24 protein-coding genes are annotated in these 26989 nt (G+C 68.0%); 4 read left to right on the forward strand and 20 right to left on the reverse strand.

The window, feature by feature from the left end; translation table 11 throughout:
- From E1261_RS21160 to E1261_RS21200, 9 genes are all read right to left on the reverse strand, one after another.
- A partial coding sequence (locus E1261_RS21160; RefSeq protein WP_132409032.1) for an adenosylcobinamide-GDP ribazoletransferase occupies positions 1-593 on the reverse strand: 593 nt, incomplete at its 3' end.
- On the reverse strand, positions 590-1117 hold the full coding sequence (locus E1261_RS21165) for a bifunctional adenosylcobinamide kinase/adenosylcobinamide-phosphate guanylyltransferase (protein WP_132409034.1): 528 nt from the start codon (positions 1115-1117) through the stop codon (positions 590-592). The genes E1261_RS21160 and E1261_RS21165, both read right to left, overlap by 4 nt.
- A complete protein-coding gene (locus E1261_RS21170) occupies positions 1110-1919 on the reverse strand; it encodes an ECF transporter S component family protein (protein WP_132409036.1) in 810 nt (269 codons plus the stop codon). Before E1261_RS21170 ends, E1261_RS21165 begins: the two co-directional genes overlap by 8 nt.
- Positions 1916-3526 carry an ABC transporter ATP-binding protein gene (locus E1261_RS21175; protein ID WP_132409038.1) on the reverse strand — a complete coding sequence of 537 codons (1611 nt, stop codon included), beginning with the start codon at positions 3524-3526 and terminating at the stop codon, positions 1916-1918. The genes E1261_RS21170 and E1261_RS21175 overlap by 4 nt, the downstream gene beginning before the upstream one ends.
- The gene (locus E1261_RS21180; RefSeq protein ID WP_420814018.1) at positions 3523-4698 is read right to left on the reverse strand and encodes an energy-coupling factor transporter transmembrane component T; all 1176 of its coding nucleotides are present in this window, start codon (positions 4696-4698) and stop codon (positions 3523-3525) included. The genes E1261_RS21175 and E1261_RS21180 overlap by 4 nt, the downstream gene beginning before the upstream one ends.
- Positions 4611-5315: an SCO2322 family protein gene (locus E1261_RS21185; protein ID WP_132409042.1), complete on the reverse strand. Its 705-nt coding sequence runs from the start codon at positions 5313-5315 to the stop codon at positions 4611-4613. Before E1261_RS21185 ends, E1261_RS21180 begins: the two co-directional genes overlap by 88 nt.
- Positions 5316-5331: 16 nt before the next feature.
- Positions 5332-5541, reverse strand: coding sequence for a hypothetical protein (locus tag E1261_RS21190; RefSeq protein WP_132409044.1), 210 nt, complete (start codon positions 5539-5541; stop codon positions 5332-5334).
- Positions 5538-6548, reverse strand: coding sequence for an aldo/keto reductase family protein (locus tag E1261_RS21195; protein WP_132409046.1), 1011 nt, complete (start codon positions 6546-6548; stop codon positions 5538-5540). The genes E1261_RS21190 and E1261_RS21195 overlap by 4 nt, the downstream gene beginning before the upstream one ends.
- A 16-nt stretch (positions 6549-6564) precedes the next feature.
- A complete protein-coding gene (locus tag E1261_RS21200) occupies positions 6565-7155 on the reverse strand; it encodes a DUF3043 domain-containing protein (protein WP_132409048.1) in 591 nt (196 codons plus the stop codon).
- A gap of 165 nt (positions 7156-7320) precedes the next feature.
- Between E1261_RS21200 and E1261_RS21205 the strand changes: the two genes are divergently transcribed.
- The 4 genes from E1261_RS21205 to E1261_RS21220 all read left to right on the forward strand — a co-directional run bounded on the left by E1261_RS21205 (position 7321) and on the right by E1261_RS21220 (position 10860).
- Positions 7321-8133, forward strand: coding sequence for a PspA/IM30 family protein (locus tag E1261_RS21205; protein WP_132409050.1), 813 nt, complete (start codon positions 7321-7323; stop codon positions 8131-8133).
- Positions 8130-8405, forward strand: coding sequence for a PspA-associated protein PspAA (gene pspAA / locus E1261_RS21210; RefSeq protein WP_132409052.1), 276 nt, complete (start codon positions 8130-8132; stop codon positions 8403-8405). Before E1261_RS21205 ends, pspAA begins: the two co-directional genes overlap by 4 nt.
- A gap of 281 nt (positions 8406-8686) precedes the next feature.
- The gene (locus E1261_RS21215; RefSeq protein ID WP_132409054.1) at positions 8687-10198 is read left to right on the forward strand and encodes a sugar transferase; all 1512 of its coding nucleotides are present in this window, start codon (positions 8687-8689) and stop codon (positions 10196-10198) included.
- A 74-nt stretch (positions 10199-10272) separates the two neighbouring features.
- Positions 10273-10860 (forward strand): RNA polymerase sigma factor, encoded by a 588-nt coding sequence (locus E1261_RS21220; RefSeq protein WP_132409056.1) that lies wholly within the window; start codon positions 10273-10275, stop codon positions 10858-10860.
- A 45-nt stretch (positions 10861-10905) separates the two neighbouring features.
- Here the strand turns inward: E1261_RS21220 and E1261_RS21225 are convergent, their stop codons facing one another.
- The 11 genes from E1261_RS21225 to E1261_RS21275 all read right to left on the reverse strand — a co-directional run bounded on the left by E1261_RS21225 (position 10906) and on the right by E1261_RS21275 (position 26949).
- Positions 10906-11229: a hypothetical protein gene (locus E1261_RS21225; RefSeq protein WP_132409058.1), complete on the reverse strand. Its 324-nt coding sequence runs from the start codon at positions 11227-11229 to the stop codon at positions 10906-10908.
- A 168-nt stretch (positions 11230-11397) separates the two neighbouring features.
- Positions 11398-12990 carry a right-handed parallel beta-helix repeat-containing protein gene (locus E1261_RS21230; RefSeq protein WP_132409060.1) on the reverse strand — a complete coding sequence of 531 codons (1593 nt, stop codon included), beginning with the start codon at positions 12988-12990 and terminating at the stop codon, positions 11398-11400.
- 34 nt (positions 12991-13024) lie between these two features.
- Positions 13025-14218, reverse strand: coding sequence for a glycosyltransferase (locus E1261_RS21235; protein WP_132409062.1), 1194 nt, complete (start codon positions 14216-14218; stop codon positions 13025-13027).
- Positions 14218-15450, reverse strand: coding sequence for an O-antigen ligase family protein (locus E1261_RS21240; protein ID WP_132409064.1), 1233 nt, complete (start codon positions 15448-15450; stop codon positions 14218-14220). The genes E1261_RS21235 and E1261_RS21240 overlap by 1 nt, the downstream gene beginning before the upstream one ends.
- Positions 15447-17069 (reverse strand): Wzz/FepE/Etk N-terminal domain-containing protein, encoded by a 1623-nt coding sequence (locus E1261_RS21245; protein WP_132409066.1) that lies wholly within the window; start codon positions 17067-17069, stop codon positions 15447-15449. The genes E1261_RS21240 and E1261_RS21245 overlap by 4 nt, the downstream gene beginning before the upstream one ends.
- Positions 17066-18277: a YveK family protein gene (locus E1261_RS21250; protein ID WP_165952586.1), complete on the reverse strand. Its 1212-nt coding sequence runs from the start codon at positions 18275-18277 to the stop codon at positions 17066-17068. The genes E1261_RS21245 and E1261_RS21250 overlap by 4 nt, the downstream gene beginning before the upstream one ends.
- A 98-nt stretch (positions 18278-18375) precedes the next feature.
- On the reverse strand, positions 18376-20328 hold the full coding sequence (locus E1261_RS21255; protein WP_132409070.1) for a heparinase II/III family protein: 1953 nt from the start codon (positions 20326-20328) through the stop codon (positions 18376-18378).
- Positions 20325-22475 (reverse strand): bi-domain-containing oxidoreductase, encoded by a 2151-nt coding sequence (locus E1261_RS21260; RefSeq protein ID WP_132409072.1) that lies wholly within the window; start codon positions 22473-22475, stop codon positions 20325-20327. The genes E1261_RS21255 and E1261_RS21260 overlap by 4 nt, the downstream gene beginning before the upstream one ends.
- A gap of 10 nt (positions 22476-22485) precedes the next feature.
- Positions 22486-24402, reverse strand: coding sequence for an asparagine synthase (glutamine-hydrolyzing) (gene asnB / locus E1261_RS21265; RefSeq protein ID WP_132409074.1), 1917 nt, complete (start codon positions 24400-24402; stop codon positions 22486-22488).
- 1 nt (position 24403) lies between these two features.
- Complete coding sequence (locus E1261_RS21270) at positions 24404-25630, reverse strand: glycosyltransferase family 4 protein (protein WP_132409076.1); 1227 nt, start codon at positions 25628-25630, stop codon at positions 24404-24406.
- Positions 25627-26949 carry a nucleotide sugar dehydrogenase gene (locus tag E1261_RS21275; RefSeq protein ID WP_132409078.1) on the reverse strand — a complete coding sequence of 441 codons (1323 nt, stop codon included), beginning with the start codon at positions 26947-26949 and terminating at the stop codon, positions 25627-25629. Before E1261_RS21275 ends, E1261_RS21270 begins: the two co-directional genes overlap by 4 nt.
- Positions 26950-26989: the final 40 nt, after the last annotated feature.

Consider the following 26989-nt stretch of genomic DNA (forward strand, 5'->3'; position numbering starts at 1 on the left):
AGGTAGGTCAGGGCGGTTGTGGCTAGCAGTACGGCGAGGGTGGTGGCCAGGGCGGTTCGGGGGCGGACTGTGGCTGCTACTACTGCGCCTAGGCCGTCGGGGCGGGCTGAGGGGATGGTGGTTCGGCAGGTCCAGGGGAGGGTCAGGCGGCTGGCGGTGGTGGCGATGAGGATTGCTTGCCAACCTAGGCCGGCTTGGAGGCAGGCGGTGAGGGCGGCGACGTCGATGAGGAGGACGGCGACGATGCTGACGACGCCGAAGGGGCCGATGTCGCTCTGCTTCATGATGCGGAGCATGGTTTCGCGGTCGCGGCGGCTGCCGAGGGCGTCCGCGAAGTCGGCCAGGCCGTCGAGATGCAGACCGCCGGACAGGCCGGCTACCACCAGGACGCCGAGTACGGCGGCCAGCAGGTCGGCGTCTGGGCGGAGTAGCTGGGCGAGGGCGACCACGCCGGCGGCGACTCCGCCGAGGACTGCGCCGACCAGCGGGGCGAGGATCATCGCTCGGCGGCCGACAGTTCGGTCAACGTGGGAAGGCATTCCGGCGGGGAGGATGCTGAGCAGGCCGAAGGCGAGCCGGACCGAATCGATCATGTGAGCGGGAGCGTTCGGCCGGCGATCGTGTAGAGGGCCTGGTCGGAGGCCAGCGAGATGCTGGTGTTCAGGCGGCCCATCAGGTCGCGGAAGAGCCGCGTGCCGGGATCGGCGGGGACCACGCCGGAGCCGATGTCGTTGCTAACGGCAACCACGATGCGTGGGGTGTCGGCCCAGGCCGCGGTCAGCGTGGCGATCCGGTCCTCGACCAGGGCCGCACGGGTCAGGTCAGGCCAGATCTCGAGCGCATCCATGGTGCGCGACAGCCACAACGTCAGGCAGTCGATGAGCAGCGGCTGACCGGGTTCCGAGAGCAGCGGGACGAGGTCGATCGTCTCGACCAGCCCCCAGGTGGCCGGCCGCCGGGCCTGGTGTTTGGCGACGCGGGAGGCCCACTCAGCATCACCCGAGTCGTCGCCGCCAGTGGCGACGTACAGGACGTTCGGTACGTCGGCCAGCAGCCGCTCGGCCGCCACGGACTTGCCGGAGCGGGCGCCACCGAGGATGAGAGTGCGATCAGGCATGCGGACTCCTTGGTTCGAACAGCACCGGGGTGTCGAAGGCAGCCTTGCGGGCGGTACGCCGGAACGCGTTCAGCACCGGCCGGCCGAGCACAAGCACCAGTACGGCGCACAGAACTCCGCGCGGGATGTCCCAGCCGAGCGACGTCGCCACGACGAACAGCAGGTACCGGTGCAGGTTGTCGGCCAGCGCGTCACCGGGGATGAAGGAGAAGTCGCTGCCGAAGGTCGCGTACGGCCAGAACCACAGGTTCATCACCACGCCGTACAAGACACCAGCAACGAGCGAGTACGTCGCCAGCAGCAGCACCTCGAGTCGCCCGCCCACCCGCGGTAGGAGGCCGGCCAGGCAGCCCACCCACGCACACGCGAACATCTGGAACGGCATCCACGGCCCGACGCCACCACTGATCAGCGCACCACCCAACAGCGACACCGAACCCAGCACGAACCCGAAGCCTGCCCCGAACGCCCGCCCGGCCAGCACCAGCAGGAAGAACCCAGGCTCCAGGCCAGCGGTTCCCGGACCCAGTGCACGCAGAGCAGCTCCAACCGCCGCCAGCATCCCCAGCAGGGAGATGACCTTCGCGTCGATCCCGGATTCGGACAGCTCAGCCAGTACGACGGCCACCAGCAACGGCAGCAGCAACACGAACAGCCAGGGCGCATCGGTGGTGTGGCCGATCGCAGACTGTCCTGCCTGATCCGTCTGCCAAAGCAGCGGCCAGGCGAACGCCGCCACCCCAACCAGCGACGCCAGCAACAGAGTGCCGGTACTGCGCGGCCGCAGCCGGATCAGATTCACGACGCGCGCTCCAGAGCCGTGGCCACTTCGCCCACGGTCAGGAACGGAAGTGGCGCCAGAATCTTGGCTACCTGCGGAGCAAACGCGGGGGAGTCCGCCACAACTGTCGCAGTCTCGCCTTCACTCACCAGCTCGCCGTCTGCGAGCACCATCACTCGAGTGGCGACCTCAGCCACCATCTCGACGTCATGTGTCGACAGCACGACCGCATGCCCGGCGGCAGCCAGCTCACGCAGGATCTCCACCAGTCGCCGCTTGGCACCGTAGTCCAGACCGCGAGTGGGCTCGTCGAGCAGCAACAGCGGCGGTGCGCCGCACAGTACGACGGCCAGCGCCAGACACAGGCGTTGTCCCTCAGACAGGTCTCGCGGATGCAGCTGATCGTCCACGCCCGGTGCCAGCCGCTCCAGCACCGCCCGACAGGTCCCGGGCGGTACCCGGAAGTCGGAGTCGGCGCCAGAACACTCGTCTACGACTGTTGCCGCATACAACAGGTCGGCCGGCTCCTGCGGTACCAGTCCGACCGCCTTGACCAGTTTGGCCGGTCGAGTACGGCGTGGGTCGACTCCAGCCGCGGTCACTGTGCCGGAGCGCGGCGGGACGATACCCACCAGCGCATTGAGCAGTGTGGACTTCCCAGCGCCGTTGCGGCCCATCAGAGCGACGATCTCACCGGCCCGGATGCTGACCGACACACCACGCAAGGCAGTCACTGTCCCGTAGCCAACGATCAGGTTGCTGCAGCCGGCCAGCTCGGCACCGGTCACCGCAGCCCGCCGCAACGGCTTCACATCAGCCAGCTGGCTCCGCAACGCCACCGCAGCTCGCCGCGCGTCCCGCACCGACAGCGGCAGCGGAGACCACCCAGCCAACCGGCCGAGCTCCACCACCGGCGGTGCGACCGGTGCGGTGACCATCTGGTCGGCCGGCAGCCCGGTCGACACCAGTCCGATGCCACCCGGCACCTCGATCACGCGGTCGGCGTACTGCACGACTCGCTCAAGTCGGTGCTCAGCCATCACCACAGTCACGCCCAGGTCGTGTACGAGCCGCTGCAGCGCGGCCAGCACCTCCTCGGCCGCCTGTGGGTCCAGTGCGGACGTCGGCTCGTCCAGCACGAGCACAGCGGGATGCGACGTCAGCGCTGCCCCGATGGCGGTTCGTTGCCGTTGGCCACCGGACAGTGAAGTCAGTGCGCGATCCCGTACGTCGGCCAGCCCCAGCAGGTCCAGTGTCTCCTCGACCCGACGCCGCATCACGTCCGGCGCCGTACCGAGGGACTCCATGCTGTAAGCCAGCTCGTCCTCCACTGTGTCGGTGACGAACCCGGTCATCGGGTCCTGCCCGACGAACCCGACCACATCGGCCAGATCCCGCGGCCGGTACTCCCGGGTGTCCCGCCCGTTCACCAGCACCCGCCCAGCCAGCGTGCCGCCGGTGAAGTGCGGCACCAGCCCGTTGATCGCGCGCAACAAGGTCGACTTGCCGGAACCGGTCCGCCCGATCACCAGCGCCAGCTCACCTTCAGGCACGGTGAAGGTCACATCCCGTACGGCGGGCGCCACAGCGCCGTCGTACGTGACTGTCACGTGGTCAAACTCGATCATGCGGCCGCCCCCTGCCTAACAGGAGGTGCTGCCAGCGCTGGCGCCAGACCGATCAGTACGCCGAGCACGGGCAGCAGGGGGATCGGCGGTACGACGAGTGGTCCGGCCAGGAGCAGGCCGTGCACCCCGCGGACCGCAGCGACCACCATGACGGCTGCAGCGGCAGCACCGGCCGCAGTCACCAGCCACTCGGGCAGTGCCCACGGATCGGGCCGGTAGCGCGTGCGCGTCACCCGCTGCCGACCGATGCCCAGTGCGCCGACCGCAAGCAGCAGTCCGATCGCCAGTGCGGTCAGAGCGAACGGGAACGCGAGTGAGTCGGTCAGAAGCGCGTAGACGCCGAGCAGAATGCCCAGCAAGCCCAGGAGCACGCACAGCCCAGTGATCCGGCGCTGGCGACGCGGCACCTGAGCAGTCCGGCCGTAGCCACGCGAATCCATCGCAGCAGCCAGCTCCACCGACCTGTCCAACGCACCTTCCAGCACCGGCATGGCTGTGGTGCGGAACGACCCGCGGCTCCGGCCGCGCAGCCGGCGAGCGGCTCGGATCCGACGCGCATCGGTCACCAGTTGCGGTGCGAACGTCAGAGCGACCACACAGGCCACGCCCATCTCGTAGAGGGCCCCGGGCAACGACTTGAGCAGCCGCCGGGGACTGGCCAGTGCGTTGGCCGCGCCGATACAGCACAACATCACCGCGAGCTGCCCACCGTCGTACAGCGCGGTGACGACCGCCTCCAAAGTTACCTGTCCGCCGAGCTTGACCCCGGCAGCCCAGTCCGGCAAGGGGATCTGCGGCAGCGTGAACAGAACCACATTTCCCTGCGAGCGCGTCGACAGCAACGCCTGCAGGACGATCCGGATCCCGATCACCATCAGACCGAGCTTGAGGAACGCGGTGAAGCTATGCGCCCAAGGAGCATCGGTACGGCGCGCGGCCACCACGAACCCGGTCACCGCGAGGATCAGTACCAGCAGCACCGGGTTACGGGTCCGGCTCGCGGCGACCGCCATCCCGAGCGCCCAAAGCCACCAGGCCCCCGGATGCAGCGCCCGGGGGAGTGTCAGGCGGTGGACGGCACGCACTACGCTCTCGAGCGCCGGGCGCGGACGAGAATCAATCCACCCACGATCAAGGCGATGAGGACCACCGCAACGATGAGGTAGGGCCACCACACCGACCGGCTCTCCACACTGTTGTCGGACGGCTCGTCCGACACCACGGACGAACCGACCGGCCTCGCGATGGACAGCTGGACCTGCGGGTCGGAGGCGGGGACCTTGATGTTCTTCACCGGCTCACCGCAGCCCTTGCTCGGGTAGCCGTCGATCCCGCAGGTCAGGCCCTTCTCGATCCGCGTCGGCTTTGCAGCGGCCAGCACCTGCGCCCCGTTGGACTTCGGATCCGTCACCACACAGGTCCCGGTGGCTAGGCCGACCACCTCGCCGGGCTGCTCGTCCTCGCCTGTCCCGGGGTCGATGACGACCGCCACCCGCTTCTTGCCCGCTTCGGCCGGGGCCCCACTGCAGATCGCCTCGAAGTCGCCGGCCGCCCGCGGCACCCGCGGCTTGGCGCCACCGACGGCGTACCGCCAGCCCTCGACGGACCCATCAGCCGGTACGACGGCATCCGGGCCCCTCTGCGCGAAGGACCACTGCGAGGACGTCCACTGATAGTAGCCCCAGAAGCGGAAGCCGTCCTCGGCGTGCGCTTGGGTGGTGGCGGTTCCCGCGAGCAGGAGTCCCGCCACCAGGCTCAAAACCAGTCTTACAGTCCGCTTGGCAGTCACAGCGGAAGCGTAACGCCTACTCCTGCGCCTCCAGGCTCATCGGTCCGTAGACCTGACGCCCGTCCTCGAACAGGAAGACCTGCGCGACCCCCTTGTCGGCCAGCTCGCGCCAGATCTCGCCCAGCCAGCTCTCGGCGTCACCCTGGGCGGAGAACTCGGTCCCGCCGACCTCGCTCGGGTCGACGACGGCGCCGGTCGCGGTCTCGAACCGCCACACCCAGCTCATGAGCCCGGCCGGGTCTGCGGGGAGTTCTGCGCGGTCTTGGCCGGGTCGCGCTCGACGATGCTGCCGAGCGTCTCGTCGATCCGTTTCAGCACGGTCTCCTCGAGCTTCACCCCGGAGGCCTTGACGTTCTCCACGACCTGCTCGGGCCGGGAGGCGCCGACGATCGCGGAGGCGACGTTCGGGTTCTGCAGGACCCATGCGACGGCCAGCTGGCCGAGCGAGAGGCCGGCCTCGTCGGCGATCGGCTTCAGCTCCTGGACACGGGTCAGTACGTCGTCGTTCAGGAACCGCTTGATCATGTTGGCGCCGTTCGCGTCGGTCGCCCGCGAACCCTCCGGCACCGGCTGACCCGGCAGGTACTTGCCGGTCAGCACACCCTGCGCGATCGGGGAGAACACGATCTGGCTGATGCCGAGCTCCTCCGACGCCGGGACCACCTCGGCCTCGATCGTGCGCCAGAGCATGCTGTACTGCGGCTGGTTCGAGACGAACGGGATGCGCAGCTCGCGGGCCAGCCGGTGGCCCTCCTGGAGCTGCTCGGCGGTCCACTCGGAGACCCCGATGTAGAGCGCCTTGCCCTGGCGGACCACGTCGGCGAAGGCCTCCATGGTCTCCTCGAGCGGCGTCTCGGTGTCGAACCGGTGCGCCTGGTAGAGGTCGACGTAGTCGGTCTGCAGCCGCTTCAGCGAGCCGTTGATCGACTCGTGGATGTGCTTGCGGGACAGACCGGTGTCGTTCGGGCCGCCCGGACCGGTCGGCCAGTAGACCTTGGTGAAGATCTCCAGCGACTCGCGCCGCTCACCCGCGAGCGCCTCGCCGAGGACCACCTCGGCCTTGGTGTTCGCGTAGGTGTCGGCCGTGTCGAACGTGGTGATGCCGGCCTCCAGGGCCGCCCGCACACACGCCTTCGCCTGATCGTTCTCCACCTGGGAACCGTGCGTCAGCCAGTTCCCGTACGAGATCTCACTGACCTTCAAACCACTGTTGCCGAGATAGCGGAAGTCCATACCGGGACCCTACCCGTCACATCGGGAATTCGCCCCGCTTGACCATCGGCTTGGGTAGCCGCCAGCGGCGCATCTGCATGGTCCGGCGGACCGCGTAGAACCCGATGCCCTTGACCGGCTCGTCGGGGTACCGCTTCGCCACCGCCCGCTTCATCCCGCGGGAGAGCAGGAACCAGTCACCGGCGATGACCATGATCATCACCAGGAAGAAGATGTTCACCAGCCCGGCCAGCCAGGGGAACTGCCGGGAGAACACGACCCCGACCAGCGACACCACGAGCAGGATCGGCAGCGCGAACTCCATCACCGAGTAGCGGGCATCCACGTAGTCGCGGGCGAAGCGCCGTACCGGGCCCTTGTCGGCGGCCGGCAGGTAGCGGTCGTCACCGGTCTGCAGGGCCGACTGCATCTTGGCCCGCTCGGTCCGCATCTTCTCCCGGCGCAGCGCCGACGCCTCCTTGCGGTTGCGGGGCTTCTTGTACGCCGCCTTCCGGGCCTGCTCGGCTTCTTTGCGCGAGGGCGTCGGCCGTCCCTTGCCGCCCGGCTTGGCCTGGGGCTCGGCGGGTACGGTGGGTGTTGTTGTATCGGACTTGGTACGACGGAACACGGGGTCTGAACCTCATTCGGCAGGACATCGCGACTCGGGGTGGTCCCCGGATGTGAACACCACTTTATCCGGGCCTGTCCCGATGGTGTGGTGACCCGTAGGGACATAGGGTGGTTGACACGCACGCCGGGTCGACGCTCCGGCACAGAAGGGGTACGGATATCGATGAGCATCTTCAAGCGGATGTCGACGATCTTCAAGGCCAAGGCGAACACCGCCCTGGACAAGGCTGAGGATCCTCGCGAAACCCTTGACTACTCGTACCAGAAGCAGCTGGAGCTGCTCCAGAAGGTACGCCGGGGAGTGGCCGACGTGGCCACCAGCCGGAAGCGGGTGGAGCTGCAGGCATCGCAGCTGCAGGCGCAGTCGGCCAAACTGCAGGACCAGGCGCAGAAGGCGCTGTCGATGGGCCGCGAGGACCTGGCCCGCGAGGCCCTGACCCGCAAGTCCGGGCTGCAGGGGCAGATCGACGACCTGACCACCCAGCACGCCCAGCTGCAGGGTGAGGAGGAGAAGCTCACGCTCGCCTCCCAGCGCCTGCAGGCCAAGGTCGAGTCCTTCCGGACCAAGAAGGAGACGATCAAGGCCACCTACACCGCGGCCGAGGCACAGACCCGGATCAACGAGGCCTTCTCCGGTATTTCCGAGGAGATGAGCGACGTCGGTCTGGCCGTGCAGCGGGCCGAGGACAAGACCCAGCAGATGCAGGCCCGGGCCGGTGCGATCGACGAGCTGCTGGCCTCCGGCGCGCTCGACGACGCCAGCGGCACGTCGAAGGACAGCCTGACCCTGGAGCTGGAGCGGATGTCGTCCACCTCCGGTGTCGACGCCGAGCTGGAAGCCATGAAGGCGCAGCTGTCCGGTGGCAGCGCTCCCAAGCAGCTGTCCGGTGAGACCCCGGGGGCAGCGCAACCCGCCCAGCCAGTGCAACAGCCGGTAGCGGAGCCGGCGCGACCACAAGACGGAGACGTTCGATGATCGTTCGCATCATGGGTGAGGGCCAGTGGCAGCTCGCCGACGACAAGCTCGACCAGCTGAACGCGGTCGACGGCGACCTGGAGAAGGCCGTCTCGGCCGGTGACGAGGACGGTTTCCGGACCGCCTTCGCGGCGCTGCTGGACTTCGTCCGCTCCGGCGAGAAGGTGCCGGACGAGGTCCTGCACGACTCCGACGCGATCCTGCCGCCGAGCGACAGCTCGCTGGCCGAGATGCGTGAGCTGATCAGCGGCGACGGCCTGATCGCCGGCTGACACACCCCCTCCGTCGCAGTAGCGTCGGCAAGAACCCCGAGGTCCCGGTCAACGGTCCTCGGGGTTCTTCATTTTCGTCGGGGGTGTGTCCGCCGATCCAGGCTTGATTGCGCAGGGGTAAACACTCGCTGTCAATACTGTTCGGCGTCGGCCGGACGTAGTACTGTCTGGCTCACGCCGTTGTGGGGGCGGCGTTGGACGACTGTCCGTGACGGGGAGTGGGTTGGTCACGGGGGTCGCTGTTCACCTGTGGGGGGTGACTGTGCGTGACTGAGTTTGTCATGTCTGAAGGGTTGGCCGAACCGGCTGATCTTCGGCCGGCGCCTTCGGGGGAACGTCGTCGGCCGGTCTGGGTAGTACCGGACGAGGTGCAGGCGACTGTGCCGCGATCGGCACGTTTCACCGAGGCGCGCTGGGTGGCCAAGTACCGGTGGGCCGCGCTCGCCGGGGACCTGTCCGCGGCGCTGATCGGGGTATCGCTGGCGCTGCTCGGCCGGTTCGGGGCCCAGATCAATCTCGCGTATCTGGTGATCGGGGCAGTGATCCCGGTCGCCTGGCTGGTCTGTGTGGCGTTGGCCCGTGGCTACGAGAGCCGGTACTTCGGTACCGGGCCGGAGGAATTCCGGTCCATCATCCGGGCCGCGGTGGCGCTGACCGCCGCGGTCGCGATCACGTCGTACGCGACCAAGAGCGAGGTTGCTCGTGGTTTCGTGCTGCTCGCGGTGCCGATGACGTGCCTGGCGGCCATGGTCGGCCGCTGGGTGCTGCACCGGCAGATCTCCTGGCGCCGGTTCGCCGGCCGGTGCATGCGCCGGGTGCTGGTGGTCGGCCGCAACGACCAGGTGATCACGCTGCATCGGCACCTGGAGGAACGGCCCGCCGACGGGTACGTCGTCGTGGCCAGCTGCCTGCCGCGCGGTGACGTCTTCGAGGAGCCGGTCTCGGATCGGCTCGGCCGGACCGAGATGGACATCCTGGCGGCCGTCGACCAGTACGACGTCGACGTCGTCGCGGTGGCCTCGGATCCGGAGCTGGCCGGGCACTCACTGCGCAAGCTGTCGTGGGCGCTCGAACAGCGCGGGGTCGATCTGATCGTCTCGCCGGGCATCGTCGAGGTCGCCGGTCCGCGGATCTCGATCCGCCCGGTGGCCGGGCTGTCGCTGCTGCACCTGGAGCGGCCGTCGGTGAGTGGTGGTCCGCACCTGATGAAGGCGGTCTTCGACCGCGTCGTCGGGGTGCTGATGCTGCTCGCAGTGTCTCCGGTGCTGCTGGTCGCGGCCACGCTGGTGAAGCTGACCAGCAAGGGTCCGGTGTTCTTCAAGCAGATCCGGGTCGGCCGTGGTGGCGAGCAGTTCTCGATGTTCAAGTTCCGCACGATGGTCGTCGACGCGGAGGAACGCAAGGCCGAGCTGGTCGCCCTGAACGAGGGCAACGGGGTGTTGTTCAAACTCCGCGACGACCCCCGGGTGACCCGGGTCGGCAAGTTCCTGCGCCGGTTCTCGATCGACGAGCTGCCGCAGCTGATGAACGTTCTCCGGGGGGAGATGTCATTGGTCGGCCCGCGGCCACCGTTGCCGGCCGAGGTCGCGCAGTACGCGGTCGACGACTCGCGCCGGATGCTCGTCAAGCCCGGACTGACCGGGTTGTGGCAAGTGAGCGGACGCAGCGATCTGACCTGGGAAGAGTCGATGCGGCTCGACCTGCGGTATGCCGACAACTGGTCGATCGCACTCGATCTGCTGATTCTCTGGAAGACCGCCCGCGCCGTACTGGGGAGTGACGGCGCCTACTGACCTGAACGAGCTCGCGTCGGGGGACGCATGGCGAGCGACGACAACTGAGCGGTGCATTCCCGAGGGGGGAATTCATGGTGCAACACCTCAGTGCCGAAAACGGTGCTGATTCCGCAACGACAGTCCGGTCCGAGGCCGCGACCCTGGTGATCCAGGCCGCGTCCGGGGACCAGGGTTCCTGGAGCCGGCTGGTCGATCATTATGCGCGGCTCGTCTGGGCCGTCACCCGCAGTTTCCGGCTCAGTGACAGCGATGCCGCAGATGTTTCGCAGATGGTGTGGCTGCGGTTGCTCGAGCACATCCACCGTGTCGACCCCGAGCGGGTCGGCGCCTGGCTGGTCGTCACCACCCGCCGCGAATGCCTGCGTGTGCTGGCGTTTCGCAAGCGGGTGCTGCTGACCTACGAGTCGACGACCTTCGAGGAGCAGCCGGGGGACCAGCCCGAGCTGGACGCCGACCTGATCGCGTTGGAGCGGGCGGCCGACGTCCGCGAGGCTCTGGAGACGTTGCCGGACCGCTGGCAGCAGTTGCTCGGCATGTTGATGGCCGACCCGCCTGCGCCGTACGCGGAGATCTCGCAGAAGATCGGCATCCCGATCGGCAGCATCGGCCCTATCCGGGGTCGTTGCCTGGACAAACTCAGACTGCTGCTTGCCTCCTGAAGCAGCAATGAGTTAGCCCAGCGCCCGGTTCCGCGGCCGCCAGGATCAGAGCATGATCCAGGCCGTCCGGACCGGGCGCTGAGTGCTGTTCGGCCACTGCAGCAAGAAGCTCACCAAGCGAGTGTCGCCCGGGCCATCGGCTCCGCGGGACTCGACCTGCACCGGTCCGTACGGCGACACCCGCAGCTCGACGGTCAACTCCGCCTGACCCCGTACGTCGACGTCCAGCGTGATGCCGTGCCCGCCGAACCGCAGCCGCCGGCATCCTTCGTTGCCCGGTGCATCGACCAGGCTGTCGAAGATCACGTCGAGCACGTCGAGATCCCGCTCGTGCCGCCCGAACGCGGCGTAGCCCACAGAGCGCGTCATGGCGATCTGCGTGCAAGCACGCTCGGGGGGCGGGCCGGTCATGGGGCGCCCTGACCTGGACTGAGGAGCGTAGGGAGCGAAGCGACTGGAGCGACGAGGGAAGGGCAGGGATTAGAGCCCCATGACCCGCGGCGCCGGAGGCGTCGCATATGTTCGGTCATCGGCGGGTCAGCGCTCCCCGGAGACCTTGATCACGGAGTCCTCGTCCTGACCGTAGGGCGCGCCCTGCCAGGCCGCCCAGTTCACCGAGTTGCCCTGCTCGTGCACGATGAAGTTCCACGGGCCGCTGTAGGTGTTGGAGTAGAACCGGTTGGCCTGCTTGAAGGTGATCGCGTCCTCGATCGTCCGGGCCTGGTACGGCGACCAGTCCGGGAAGGTGCCCCAGTTCGAGAAGATCCCGTTGTACCCGCAGCCCGCGTTCGACGCGCACTTGTCGCCGAGCTTGTCGGGGTTGAGGTTGAACGTGTTGTCGTGCACGCGGACGTTCTGGGTCTTCCAGCGGCAGTCGCTCAGGTAGGGCTGCTTGGCGATGTTCTGGGCGTTACAGGTCTTGATCGTGGCGACTTTCGGGTTCACCAGCGTGCCGGACCCGGTGCTGGTGTTGGCCGGCGAGCCCGCGAACCGGTCGGCGTTCTCCCAGAGGATGACACCGGACCAGTTGTCGGTGAAGACGTTGCCGGTGACCTCGAGGATCTGCCCGTACTGCCCGGGCACCCGCTTGTCCGCACCGGACTCGGAGATGTACAGCGCGGGCGCCGGGAAGCCCTCGTTCTCCGGCCCCTTGCCGAGCCCGTTCCGGATGAAGCTGTTCCGCCGGATCAGCGCGTTGTAGCTGGTCTCGTAGATCAGGCCCTCGGCGTAGTTGCCGGAGATGTAGTTGTCCTCGACCGTGAAGCCTGCGTTGTTCGTGTCGGCCCAGAGCCCCGGCCCGTGGTTGTCGTGGATCCAGTTGCCGCGCACCGCGGCCCCGGTCACCGTCCAGAACTTGCCGCCACCGGTACAGCCGCAGGCCGGCCGGAGGTTCTCCCAGTCGTCGGTGTTGTTCCCGGTGATCTCGTTGCGTTCGACGGTGATGCCGTTGACCGCGTTCGGGTTGTAGGCGTTGAAACCGTACTGGCCGTTGTCGCGCAGGCAGTTGCCGCGGACGACGTTGCGGCTGCCGATCATCAGGCCGGCGCCCGCGTTGTTCTTGATCGTGTTGCCCTCGATCGTCCAGCCGGTGGCGGAGTTGTGGTTCACCACACCTTCGTCGTTGTTGCCCTTGGGTGCGCCGAAGTTCTGGATGGTGAGGTGACTGATCATGACGTTCGGCGCATAGCCGGTGAACGCGTACCGGTTCTGCTTGCCGCCGTCCAGGATCGCTCCGGGAGCACCGACGTACCGGTTGCCCTCCTTGGGGATCACCTGCAGGAACTCCCCACCGGCCAGCCGGTGCGTGCCGGCGGCGAGATAGAACGTCGTGCCGGCGGGGTGTTGCGCGGTCAGGTCTTGCAGGTTCTGAGTAGTGCTGACCGGTACGGCGCCCGTCGGCGCGGTGGCCGGCCCGTTGAGTGCCTGGGCGTTCCCGCAGATGGTGACCGGCGGCTTGCCCGGTGCGGTCAGCGACTTGGCCGGCGTGGTCGCCGCGCCGGGGCCGTCGCCGCCGATGGGGTTGTTGCCGGTCAGCAGGACGGCTGCCGAGACCAGTCCGACCAGCGCGACAGCGCTCCCGGCGACGATGAGCCGCCGTGAGCTGTACCACTTGGGTGTGCGCTGTTCCATGGTTCTTCCTTCGGGGCCTGGCGGGCTGTTGTGGCTAGGTGACCGGGTTCGCGATGGCGAAGCGGTAGACGTCGAGCAGTTGCTCGAGATTGGACTGCGGGTCGTGGATCGTCTCGTACGTCGTCCGGGCGTTGCGGCCGAGATCGACGTACCGGTCGGGACAGGCGTCCACATCGAGCAGGAGTTTGGCCAGCTCGTCCGGACGACCCGGATCGAACAACGCACCGTCGACACCGTCGGTTACGAGTTCACGGAAGGAACCGTGTCCGGACGCCAGCAACGGGACGCCGACGGCCATTGCCTCAACCACCACCAGACCGAAGGTCTCCTCCCATTCCGAAGGCAGCACGACCGCCCGCGATTCGCCGATCAGGCTGAAGATCTCGGGTTTGCTGAGCATCCCGCGCAGGTGCACCGACGGACGGTCGGCCGCCCAGGCGGTCACCTCGTCGAGCATCGGACCGCCACCGGCGACGGCCAGTTGCAGCGCGTCGTCACCCGCGATCGCGCGGTACGCGTCCCAGCCCTTCATCAGCAGCGGCGCGCCCTTGGCCGCATCCAGCCGGCCGACGTACGTGACCTGGCGGAGCGGCGAGCTGGCCTGAGGGCCGTCGTACGGGACGTAGTTGTAGCGGACGAAGCTGCGGTCCGCGTCGAAGTCCATCCCGGCGAGCAGCGTGCGCTGCGACTCGGAGATGAACAGGTACGCCGAGACCAGGTTCCGCCAGGTACGCCGGTGCGAGCGCGTGTTGAGTACCGTCGTTGCCGTGGCGAGCTTCGAACCGCGGTAGCAGCTGTTGCGGACCGCGGGCAGCGGATTGCCACCGGCGCAGTCGTGGCAGACCGAACCCTCGCGATAGAAGTCACCGCTTGCGCAGAGCAACTTGTAGTTGTGCAAGGTGATCACCACGGGCACACCGGCAGCGCGGCACGCGTACAGCACCGACGGGCTGAGCACCGGGAACGTGTTGTGCACATGCACGACGTCCGGCTGGAACTCCTTCAGCTCAAGGCTCAGATCGCGCTTGCTCGTCGGGTTCCAGATCACTCGCGCGGGCAGCGTGGCCTTCTTCCAGACCGGCCACTCCTCGATCTCGTCGCTCTGCCGCTCGAAGAGCCGGACGTCGTGGCCGAGTGCCGCGAGAGCTTCGCGTTCCTGGTCGACGACTCGATTCTCACCACTCGGCGCGGTCGATCGGTACCTGTTGTGCACCAGGAGGATCTTCATCAGGAGCCGCCCTCTCGGGAAGGTCTCGGAAACACGAGTGATGCGGCCAGGGTCAGCTCCAGGAAGTACGGCGACGCTTCGCTCAGCCCGGTCTCCGTGAACGACGCCACCACGCAGTACGCGACGATGAACAACGCGAGCGCGCGCCGTGGGCCTTGCGGCGTGAACCAGGCAGCGATGAAGACGAACAGCACCATGGCGATGTTGATCGCAGCACCGAGCAGGCCGACGTCGTAGTACGTTCCGAGCCAGTTGCTGTCGATCGGCAACCCGGTGAACGACTTGTTGGACAGGCCGAAGCCGAAGAGTGTTTCGAACGTCGTCCGCGGTTGCGCGAGGATCGCTTCCCAGACCAGCCGGCGGCCGGTCAGCGCGGTGACCTGCTCGGTGTCCTGACCTCGTGACAGCCAGGTCGTCACCGCGGAGCCCAAGGTCAGTGCCCCGACGGAGAACACCCCGATGGCGATCGCGAACGTGCGCCGCGCGCGTGACCGGGCCGTGAACAGGCTGAGCCCCGCAACGATCCCGCCGACCAGCATGGCGATCAAGGCCGTACGGGTGTGCGTGAGCAGGAGCACCGGGATGGTGACCAGGACACTGACCAGGGCGACTTCCCGGCGCAGCAGACCGGCCATCCACAGTACGGCGGTCAGCCCGGTGGCGACCGCTGCGTAGTGCCCGACCTGCGTCGCGGGGATCGGCCACAGGATGCCGGTCAGACGATCGTCGACCAGCGCGCCGCCGGGTGAGACGAGCAGGCCGGCGACGACTGTGCCGATGACTGCCCACAGCATCATCAGGTGGGTCCGGACGAGAAGGAGATCGCGTCGCGTCCACCACGGTGTCAACATCCAGAGCACGAGCACGAAGACCATCAGCCGGCCGGAGCGGTACAGCGCACCGACCAGGAACTCCGCCCGGAGACTGGAGATGACGGCCTCGGTGACCAGCAATGAGGCAAGGAAGATGAAGACACTGGGCCGCACCCGCAGCGGCCGGTTCACCGTCAGGACCAGGACCAGCGCGAGCAGCAGCGAGCCCTGCGCGATCAGTCGGCCGAGTGCGCTCGGGATCGGCACCAGCAGCCGTGAGTCCGGGAAGAACGTCAGTACGTTCATCACCATCAGCGCCCAGACCAGCTGGACCCGCCGCCGGCGGCGCCGTTCGGGCGGAACCGCGCGGAAGCCGGGCTTCGGCGCGAGCCGTGCCCCGAGCGTCGCCAATGCGTTCATCGCGAGAACATCTCGACGTCGGCAGAGACGGCAGCCGCCTCCGCCTCGGCCACGCCGACACCCTCGTCGGTCTTGTCCGCGTTCAGCACGATCGCGGTGTCGATCTCGAGACCGGCCAGGCGCAGCATGTCTCCAGTGGCCTTCAGCTTGGTCGCGGACGTCCGTCCGGCCGTCACGACGACGGCGGCTCGGGAAGCCCAGCTACCAAGGTGATCGGCGCCGAGGGCCGGTGACAGCGTCGCCAGCACGAGCACGAGGTCGGCGGTCTCCCAGGCAGCATCCAGCTGTACGTCGCCAGTGCCCGACGGACGGTTGGTGTCGCCGATCCGCAGGTAGCAGCCCTCGGGCAGCAGCGCGTCCTTCTCCGGAAGGTGCACCGTGATCCGGCGTTCCGGACTGCTGAAGGTCGAGTCATGGGTACCGGCCGTGGTGACGCCGAGCTTCGCCGCGAGCGTCTGATGCCCGGAGAGGTCGGCGACCAGGATGGTCTTGCCCTCGTCGGCCAGTGCGACCGCCAGCGAGGCCACGGCCAGTGCACAGGTCTGTACGTCGTCCACGCTGACCACAGCGAGTGCGGGGGAGGGCCGCTCGGCCCAGATGATCCGCCCGCCGAGGTGCTGGGACAGCAGCCGGACCCCGCGATGCTTCGACTGCCCGGGGCGCAGGAGCCGGCCGAGGGGGAGCCGCCGCGGCGGCCGTCCGGTGCTGAGCCGGACCCGGGCACCGAGTGCGTTCGAGATGTCCTGCCGCTTCCACAACCGGTCTGAGATCAGCGCTCGGACGATGACGAAGCCGAGACCCAGGAACAGTCCGGCGATCAGGCCGGTACCGAGCTTGAGCGCCAGCACCCGCTTGGGGGAGCTGATCACCGGGGCCGGTGCATCGAGCAACCGGCTGCTGTTCATCTTCGACGCGATGCTGGTCGAGTCGAGCAGTTGCTGCTGGACGAACTTCACCTTGTCCTGCGCGGCGTTCAGCCGGGTCATCTCCGGACTGCCCGGGCGCTTCGGATCGGCCGGGTCGTCTCCGGCGGCCACTACCGCCTGCCGTGCCAGGGCCGCCTCGTTCTGGGCGGTGGTGAGATCGCGGCGCAGCGGCACATCCTGCAGAGCGATCTGCTCACGCCGGAACTTCAGGAACGTCTGAGCAATGGTGGTGGCCAGGGCCGTCGCCTCGGCGTCGGACTTCGCGGTGGCAGTAATCTCCAGCACCCGGCTGGTGACCGGCAGCACTGTGAAGCTGTCCAGAACCTCGTCCGGCGTCGCGGTGAGCTTCAGCGAGTCGATCACCCGGTTGGCCACTGTCCTGGTGGTGGCCAGGCTGACCTCGGTCGCCATCGCCTTCGGCGGGTCCTCGCCCTCGCGGGTCGTGACCAGGATCCGGGCCACCGCGGTGTGCGGTGACGGCAGGACGAAGTCCGACGCCAGTCCACCGACGAGCCCGATCAGGGCGAGCAGCAGCCACAGCCGCCGGTGCCGGACGATCGCGTCCCGCAGGAAGCGGAAGGTGACCAGGCTGTCCGGCGGATATCCCGGCGAGCGCTCGTTGTCGAACAGCCCGTCCTGGTCGTCCCACGAGCCGGCGGAGCCGGCCGGCTCCGAGAACTGCTGGTTCGTCATCGCGTCCGCCTTGAAGTGCCGGTGAGAAGCGTCGGGAACCGCGAGCCGGAACGCCGCTGCGACTGCGCGACCCGCCCGATGGTCCGGTCGAACGGATCGGGATCGGTGACCACGATGCCGTCGATGGTGCGGTCGTCCGCGGTGGTCGCGACAGCCAGCCGGGCCAGCTCCTCGGCCGTCACGGTGCCCGCCGACAGCGCGATGATCGTGCGGATGGTCCGCTCGCCCTCGAGCTGCGGGTTCGCGCGGTCGACCAGCGTCAGGTGGATGTCCAGCGCAACGGATCCGCGCGGTTCCTGGTGGTGATCGTCGATCACCAGCGAACTGGTGACGCCGAAGGTGGAAGCGAAGGCCGCCAGTTGCGGGCCGAGTGAGCGTGCCTTCTCGTCGTCGGCGAACGAGATGACGGTCAGCGAGGTCGCCGGGCCGCCCTTCACGTCCAGGTCGAGATGGTGCAGGGTCTTGCGCAGACTCCAGGCGTCGACTGCGGTCGGATGGTAGTTCTCCAGCAGATCCGCCCAGTCGGACGGATCCTGCGCGGAGTACGACGACACCGAGGCCAGGACCGGAAGCCCGACCGCGTCGGCGATCTCGTCGCGCATCCGCAGCCGGCGGTCACCACGGGCCCGGGCCAGCACGATGATCGCCCCGGCGATGGCACCGAGCAGTGCGCCCAGGCCGCCGTACGTGGCGGCGTGCACGAGCTTGCTGCCGCCGTGGGCCTCGGCCGCGCCTTCCAGCAGCCGGGCGCCGGTGCGCTTGCCGAGGTCTCCCGGCAGTTGCTTGTCGGTGGTGACGAAGACGAGGTAGACCTGCGCGACGGAGTTGGCGAGCTTGACCGCCTGCCGGGCCGACGTGCCCTTGGCTTCGATCCGGATCACGTCGTCGGTCGCCGCAGTGGCTTTCACCCGCTCGCGCACCACCTCGGTGGAGAGTGCGGGCTCCAGGTTCTGGCCGGCGCTGTGCAGGACCGGGCCGCTCTGGGCGATGTACACCTGGGTGTCGATGCTCTGCGAGCCGGCCGTCGAGCCTGCGACCACCTGCGGCGGCGGAAGCACCACCAGCGCGGCGGCCGAGTACATCGGCGGACTCACGAAGGCGAAGGCCACGCCGAGCAGCAGACCGATGACGGCGGCGATGACCACCAGCAGCCGATGCCGCCTGATGGCCTGCCAGGACTTCTTCACATCCAGCTGCTGCGCACTCACGCCTGCACCTCGCTGCGTTCGTTCACGCTGCCCCCTCCAAGCGAACGACTTCGTGGTTCGCAGTAATAGAGGCGCTAGGACGTGACCTGATACACCCGTCAGCGGAAACGGAACGTGCTGACCGCGGGCGTGTCCGGGCTGATCCGCCCGGCGCCGATCAGTGTGGTGATCGGGACCTTACGGCCGAATCGCGGTGAGTACCAACCCAGTAGCGGATCGTCACCACCGCGGTGCGCGGTCCACGTCAATCCGGCCGGTAGCTCGGCGACCGCCGTACCGTCGGACCACTGCAGGCGGGCTGTGGAACCGTCCAGTTCCGCGTTCACGTCCGGGCCGAGGTGCCAGGCGATCCGCCCGTCGGCTGCCGTATCGAGGTGGTCTTCGACCCGCAGCGTGCCGCCATCCAGTACGGCGTTGCGCCGGTGCGTGACCGGGGTGTCGCCGACCCGGTACCCGTCGTGTTCGGCGTCCCACGTGCCGGTGGCGGCGTCGTACTGGCGGACCTGTCCCGTGGCGCCGCGCAGCCAGAGGAATGCGCCGCCCCAGCTGGATTGCTCGGTGCCGTTCACCTCGACGGTGTTGTGGCCGATGGTGGAGCGGAAGTAGTTCCGCCACTCCTCCTCACCGTGGTAGCAGTACGTGCCGGGGTCGGCGAGGATGTCGACGCCGCCGGCCCGGACCTCCAGCGAGAGCGCGTCACAGTGTGCGTGGGCTGCGATCGAGAGGAAGCCGTGCGGTCCGGCGTCGCCGCGGGCCCAGATCTCCGGGCCGTCGTCGGTACTGCGCAGAATCGTCAGACCGGCGTCGTTGAAGTGGCCCGGGCGTTCGGCGGGGCGGTCGCCTTGAGTGCCTTTGACCAGTGCGCCGACCAGAGTGGAGGTCGCCGTACCGGGGACCTGCGGCCACCAGTCGGCCGCACCGACCGCGGCTGCGCCCAGTGCGAGGTAGGCGGACCAGCTGTGGATGTTGGGCGGGTCGAGGACCAGCACCATGCCCTCGTCGTCGTCACCCTGGCGCGGCGGGCGCAGTGTGCTGTCCACGATGGCTGCGGACACATCTGCGGTGCGGGTGAGCAGGGCCCACGTGGACGGGCTCAGCGGGTGGCCGGCCAGGTCTGCCTCCAGAGCGGCGTACAGGCCGAGCTCGGAGACGAAGCGGTGGTAGTCGGTGGCCAGCTCGCGGTTGACGCCGGAGGGGAAGGTGTTGGCGTCCAGCTCGCGTTCTAGCAGTGCTGCGGCGTCGGTGCGCCATTTGGTGCTCTCGCGGAACCACGGGAACGCACTGGCGCCGACGAGTTGGCCGGCTGCTTCTGCGATCACGTGGTTATTGGCTGAGGAGCCGCGGCTCTGGAAGGCGGCCAGGTAGCGCTGGTGCCAGTAGAGCTGGTTCAGCGCCAGCTCGTTGTGCTCGAACAGGTCGGTGATGTCCGGCCAGTCGTTGAGCAGTCGGCGGATCCAGGTCCAGCTGATCAGCCGGATGCCGATCTCGATGCCGCTGGCCCAGTGCACGCCGGACAGGAACGGGTTCGTGCGCCACCAGTCGTTGAGCTGCTCCGCGACGCGGTCGGCGTACTGGTCGTCGTGGGTCAGGTACCAGGCGGCGGCCAGCTGGGTCAGGTGGTGGTGCCGGGACAGCTCCCACACCTGCTTGATGTTGCCGACCAGGTCCTCGTTGCGGTGGTTCAGCTTGAACGTGTACTGCGCCGGGTCGGATCTGCGGCCGGTGATCGGGTCGCGGAACCAGTCCGGGGCGGCGAGGTCCGTGCGGTCGGTGCCGAGCACCTCGAGGTTGCCGGCCATGATCGCGTCGGCGGTCTCGATCACCGCCTTGCGAGCATCCTCCGGTACGGCGTCGGCCGCGTGCGGCGGGAGCGTCGTACCGAAGGTCAGGTCTTTACGTAGTGACTGTGGCGCGGCCGGGTCCTGCCCGGGCTTGACCTGCTGGTAGGCCCAGGCAGTACGTCGTGCGTGGTCGGTCGTGCGCCAGATCAGTTCGGTGGGGGACATCCGGCGGAGACGCCGGACGTACCAACCCAAAGGCTGACGGCTCATACCTTTTCCGGCGCGCCGGAGGCGAGGCTGCGGTCGACGGCGATGGTGGCGCGGGTGGTGGCGATCAGCGAGTCGAACGAGATCGGCATCGGCGTGCCGTTCTTGACGGCTCGGACGAAGGCTTCGAGTTCGGCGCGCTGGCCCTTGTCGGTGCCGCGGGCCTTCTTGGTGGCCGCCTTGCGACCGGTCCAGACCGACGCGCTCGCGAAGTTGTCGAGGCGAGCGTTGCGGCCGCCGCCGGTGATGTCGAGCGTCTCCTTCGGGAACCGGGAGTTGCCGCCGCTGACGTAGTTGATGCTGCCGACGGATCCGTTCGCGAAGCGCAGCGTGATGACGACGTCACCTGCCTCCGGCCCGGGTACGGCGTACACCTCGGTCGGGGTGCTGTCGAGCCACCAGGCAAGGGTGTCGATGAAGTGCCCGCCCTCGCCGGCAAAGCGGCTGCCCTCTTTGCCCTGGTCGAGGTACCAGCTGGACGGATCCAGCTTGCCGGCGTTCACCAGGTACCGCAGGGAGTGGTTCCCGCCCGGCTCGCCGAATCGGGTCTTGAGGTCGGTGAGCAGTGGCGCGAAGCGGCGGTTGAAGCCGACCATCAACCGGTCGTTGCCGGTGGCCTCGACCGTGGCGACGATCCGGTCGACCTCGTCGTACGTGAGTGCCAAGGGCTTCTCGACGAACACTGCCTTACCCGCCTCGAGTGCTTGGCAGGTGAGGTCGGCATGGCTGCTGTGCCGAGTCACCACGAAGATCGCGTCGAGGCTGGCGTCGTCGAGGACTTCCTGCGCGTCGGTCGAGATCTGCTCGAACCCGAACTTCCGCTGCGCGTTCGCCGCGGAGAGCGACTTGTTCGTCGCCACCCGGGCCAAGGTCGCCTCTGCGTTGTTCTGCAGATGCGGCAGCAACATGCTCGACGCGTAATTGCCCGCACCGATGAACCCCAGACGAGCGGCGCCCGTCGTACCGGACGACTGCTTGGCGACGTGCGGCACAGCAGGCTTCAACTCTTCGGTGGCTACATCCGGGTATTCGAAGAGGAAGCCGACGCCGGGAAGCGAGCCAGAGCTCAACTTGGCGTAGGCGTCGGTGGCGTCGGCGATGGGGAAGGTGCCGGCGATCAGGGACTGGATGTCGATCTGCTCGCGGGCGATCAGGTCGACGAAGCACTCCAGGTTGCGGCGTTCGGTCCAGCGGACGTAGCCGGCGGGGTAGTCGATGCCTTGGAGTTCGTAGCGGTCGTCGTAGCGGCCGGGGCCGTAGGAGCGGGAGAAGCGGACGTCCAGCTCTTTGTCGTAGTAAGCGTTCCAGGGGAGGTCGAGTTTCGTTTTGCCGATGTCTACTACGCGGGCGCGGTCGCGGGCCAGGCGGGCTGCGGTTTCTACCGGGCCGTTGGAGTTGCCGCCGGCGGCGAGCAGGATGTGGTCGGCGCCCAGTCCGTTGGATGCCTCTAGCAACGAGCGCTCGAGCGACGCGACGCCGGCTTCGTCGGGGGAGGAGCACGCAAGGGCGCCGGCCTTCTCGGCCATCCGGCAGCGGTCTTCGACGGTGTCGATGCCGAAGACGCGGACACCGGCCGCGACCAGCAGCCGCACGCACAGCTGACCGACGAGACCGAGGCCGATCACCACGGCGGTCTCGCCGAGCTGGACCTCTGCCTGCCGCACACCCTGCATGGCGATCGCGCCAACGGTGGAGAACGCGGCCTGCTCAGCGGGAACCCCATCGGGCACCGGCACACACAGATTCACCGGCACCCAGTTGTACTCCGCGTGCAGCGCGAACTCGTTGCCCGCGGCAGCGACCAGCTGCCCGACGCTGAACTCCTCGGCACCAGCACCGACCTCGACAACCACGCCACACAGCGAGTAGCCCAGCGGCGTGTAGGAGTCGAGCTTGTTCATGACCTTCTGGTAGGTGCTCCGCAAACCCTGCTGGGCAACGGTGTCGAGCACCTTCTTCACCTGGTCCGGCCGGGCCTTGGCCTTGCCGACGAGTGAGAGCTTGGCCTCGCCGACCTTCATCAGCTCGGTACCGGTCGAGATCAGCGAATACAGCGAGCGCACCAGCACCCCACCGGGCTGGCACCCGGGCGGCGGTACGTCGAGCACCGCCAGCTCACCGGACTTGTAGTTCTGGGCGACCTGCTTCATATGTCTGTCCTTAGGAGGTGATCGTCACGCCGAGCGAACGCATGTTGCGGGTCCAGGTCTCCAGCGTCAGCAACTGCCAGATCTGCTTCGAGTAGTCCTCGCGGCCGGCCCGCTCGTCGTCCACGAGACGCTGTACGGCGGCCTGCTGCAGGAAGCCGCTGCCGACCAGCTCACCGCGCAGCAGCGTGTCGTCGACGAGTTCGCGCAGGTCGTTCCGGATCCAGGCCCGCAGCGGAGCACTGAACGACGCCTTCGGCCGGTAGATGATCTCCTTGGGCAGCCAGGCCTCGGCCGCCTTCTTCAGCGCCAGCTTGCTGACCCGGCGGTGGATCTTGTCGCTCCCCGGGATCGAGAACGCGGCCCGCGCGACGATCGGATCCACGAACGGCGTCCGCACCTCCGTCGACGCGGCCATCGAGGCCCGGTCCGTGTACGCGAGGTTCAGCCCGGGCAGGAACATCCGCGAGTCCGCGAGACACATCCGGTTCACGTGATCGTCGAGTGTGGTGTCGTGGTAGAGGTCGCTGTGTTCGGCGAGCAGCTTCCCGACGTACGGCTCCAGGTCCGGGCTCAACAACCCGGCCAGCTGGTCCCCGTCGTACATGGTGTAGCTGCGCCGGAACGCCTCTTCCTCGGGCAGGTTCGAGAACGTCTCGAACCGCTTGGCCCAGCGCGCATACCGCAGTCCGCGTCCACGCACGGTGACCGGGAGCCGCCGTACCGTCGGGCCGATCAGGCCATTGCGCAGTACGCCGGGCAGCTGCTGGTACTGCGCTCCCATCACACAGGCGAGGTGTTTGCGGTACCCGCCGAACAGCTCGTCGGCACCCATCCCGGACAGCAGCACCTTGACCCCGGCATCCCGGGCGGTGTCGCACATCAGCAGGGTGTTGATCGCGGCCGGGTCGCCGATCGGCTCGTCGAGGATGTCGACGATCCGCGGTAGCAGGTCGACCACGTCCGGGGCGATCTCGATCTCGTGCAGGTCGATCCCGAACTGCTGCGCCACCTTGCGCGCATAGATTGCGTCGTCCGGCATCGCCTCGAGCTTCTGGTCCTCCGACCGGAAGGTGATCGTGTACGAGTCGACGGAAGGATCCATCTGCTTCGCCAGCACCGTCACCAGGCTGGAGTCCAGACCACCGCTCAGGAACGTCGACACCGGTACGTCGGCGACCATGTGCGCGGCGACCGACTCCTCGATCACCTGACGCAGATCGGCCGGCGGACCAGCCGCAGCCTCGGTCGCGACCTCGGTCACCCGCCAGTACGTGTCGTGCCGGCTACTGCCGTCCGGCCGGAACTCGGCCCACGATCCCGGCGGCAACTTCTCCACACCGTCGATCGAGCAGCGCTGCTCCGGCAGCCAGTAATAGAGCATCGAGGAAACGAGCGCACCGGGCTCGGTCCGCAGCTCCGGCCCGACCGCGGCGACCAGCGCCTTCAACTCGGATGCGAAGACCACACCACCTTGGCGGCGGAGGAAGAACAGCGGCTTGATGCCGAGCGGGTCGCGGGCCAGGAACAGGCTGCCGCTCTCCTCATCGAGCATCGCGAATGCGAACATGCCGCGAAAGCGCGTCAGCGCATCAGGACCCCAGCGACGCCAGGCCTCCAGCACGACCTCGGTGTCCGAGCTGGTCCGGAACGAGACACCGGACTTCGCAAGCTCGGCCCGCAGCTCCTTGTAGTTGTAGAGCTCACCGTTGTAGCAAAGCGTCAGTCCGCGCTTGCTGAACGGCTGGTCCGCGCTGGACGACAGGTCGATGATGGAGAGCCGTCGATGCGCCAGTACGGCGAAGACGTCGTCCTCCTGGAACCGGTACGTCGCCGTCGCGTCCGGACCGCGGTGAGCGATCCGGTCGCTCATGGCCTCGGCCAGTGCCATCCCGTCGTGCTGCTGGTAGCAGCCGGCGATGCCGCACACGTCAGGACCCCGTGGCCCGGACGACGCTGATCGGCGTCACATGACCGGTCAGCTGCCCGAACACTCCGAGGTACGCCTTCTGCTGGTGTTTCCAGGCGAGCACCTGCTCGACCCGCTCGCGACCGAACCGGCCCATCCGGCGCCGCGCGACCTCGTCGTCGAGCAGGTCGACGATCGCCTGGCCGTACTTGGCGACGTCGTTCGGCTCGACGTAGACGGCGGCCTCGGCGGCCGACACCTTCGTCTCGATCAGGTCGAAGGCGACGACGGGCAGCTCGAACGCCATGTACTCCATCGTCTTGTTCATCGTCGAGACGTCGTTCAACGGGTTCTTCGGGTCCGGCGACAGACCGAGGTCCGCGGTCGACATCACCGCGCGGACGGTCTCGTCCGGCACCCGGCCGGTGAACTCGATGTGCTTCTGCAGTCCGAGCTCATCGCGCAGCGCGACGACCTCGTCGTACGAGTCGCCGCCGCCCATCAGGGTGAACTTGATGTCGGTCCGGCCGAGCTGGTTGACGATGTGGTCGGCCGCGCGGACCACGATGTCGACGCCGTCCTGCGGGCCCATCACGCCGATGTAGGTGACCAGGTACTTGTGGCCGTCTCTCAAGGAGTCGTCGGCCTGGACGCGCTGCAGCTTCTCGGGGTCAGGCCCGGTCCGTACGACGGTGACGTCGTGGTTGGCCTTGCCGCTGCGGGTGATCGCGATCCGCCGGTACGAGTCGTTGGTCGACGTCACGTGGTCGGCGGTCCGGTGCGTCATCTTCTCCAGGAAACGGAGGCCCTTGTAAGGGAGCGACGTCGTACCGCCGAAGCGGGACTGGAACAGCTCCGGGCAGAGGTCATGGTGGTCGAAGACGAACTTCGTCCGGTCCAGCTTGCGCAGCAGGATCGCGATCGGCCAGAAGATGTCCGGCGGGTTGCACGCCTGCATGACCTGGAACCGGCCGGCCTTGCGGGCCCGCAGCACCAGCATCAGCGTCATCAGGAACGAGTACGCGTACTCGACGATGAAGCCGGCCTTGCTGCCGCCGGGCGCGTAGGCCTTGTACTGGTGGACGGCCACACCGTCGATCACCTGGTACGCCGGGTCACCCGGACCCTTCGGGCAGACCACGGTCACGTCGTACCCGGCGCCTTTGAGCGCCTTGCACTCCTCCCAGACCCGGCGATCGAACGGGACCCACAGGTTCTGGATGATGATCAGGATGCGGGGGCCGCTCACCAGGCCACTCCTTCGTATCCGGGCAGCGCCTCGACGTCGTCGCCGAGGTGGCCGCTGAGGTCGATGGTTCGGGCCGGTGGGGTGGCCAGCAGCGCCTGGACGGCTGCTGTGTCGGTCGCGCTGACCAGGGCGACATCGGCGCCGGCGAGTGCGGCGGCCGGGTCGTCGGTGAGCACGCGCTGCAGGTGCGGGAGCTTGGACTCGACGTGCCGCAGGTTCGCGCCGACCAGGCGGCTCGGGTTCACGATCGCGTCGTAGATGCGCAGGTTGTAGCCCTTGCCGATCAGCCGCTCGGCGAGCTCGACGTTCGGGCTCTCGCGCAGGTCGTCGGTGGACACCTTGAAGCTCAGCCCGAGCAGCGCGACCTCGCGGCCAGGACCGGCGATGACCCGGTCGACCACGTCACTCACCGACCGCTCGTTGGTGGCCAACGTGCCGGCCAGCAGCGGCAGCTCGGTGTCGTTCATCCGGGCCAGGTGCAGCACCGACCGCAGGTCCTTCGGCAGGCACGAGCCGCCGAACGCGAACCCGGGCTTCAGGTAGTACGGCGAGATGTTCAGGCTGGTGTCCTGGACGAACAGCCGCATCACCTCACGGGAGTCGACCCCGTAGTTGCGGAAGATCCGCCCCATCTCGTTCGCGAACGAGACCTTGGTCGCGTGGAACGCGTTGCAGGCGTACTTGAGCGCCTCCGCGGTCCGCACGTCGACCACCTGGACCTCCTGGCCTAGGAAGCCGAACAGGTCGGTCAGCTGAGTTCCGACCACCGGGAACTGGGTTCCGACGACGACGAACGGCGGCGCGTAGAAGTCGGCCAGTCCGGACCCTTCCCGCAGGAACTCCGGACACATCGCCGTACCGAACGTCAGCCCAGCCGGCGGCGGCACATCAGCCAGCACCTGCGCGACCACCTCGTCCACTGTCCCCGGTGGCACGGTCGACCGGATCACGATGCTGTGGAACCCGGACTCCGGCGGTACGACGACATGCGCGGCCTCCGCGATATCGCGCACCGCCCGCTTGATGTACGTCAGATCCGTGCTGCCCGCCGCAGTAGACGGCGTCCCCACACAGATCAGCGAAACATCAGCCCGATCCAGCGCCAGCCGAGGATCCGTGGTGGCATGCAGCCGCCCCCCGGTCACCCCCTCCGCAACCAGATCGTCCAGGCCGGGCTCGACCACTGGACTGTGGCCCTCGGTGATCGGACCGACCTTGGCAGTGTCGACATCAACACCCCACACGTCATGCCCGGCCGCAGCCAGACAAGCCGCAGTCACCGACCCCACATACCCAAGACCGAATACGGCAACCTTCATAACGCCCCCCACAGGCTCAGAACACGGCAGCGCCCTAAAG

This window comes from Kribbella albertanoniae, from assembly GCF_004348455.1.
GTDB classification, from domain to species: domain Bacteria; phylum Actinomycetota; class Actinomycetes; order Propionibacteriales; family Kribbellaceae; genus Kribbella; species Kribbella albertanoniae.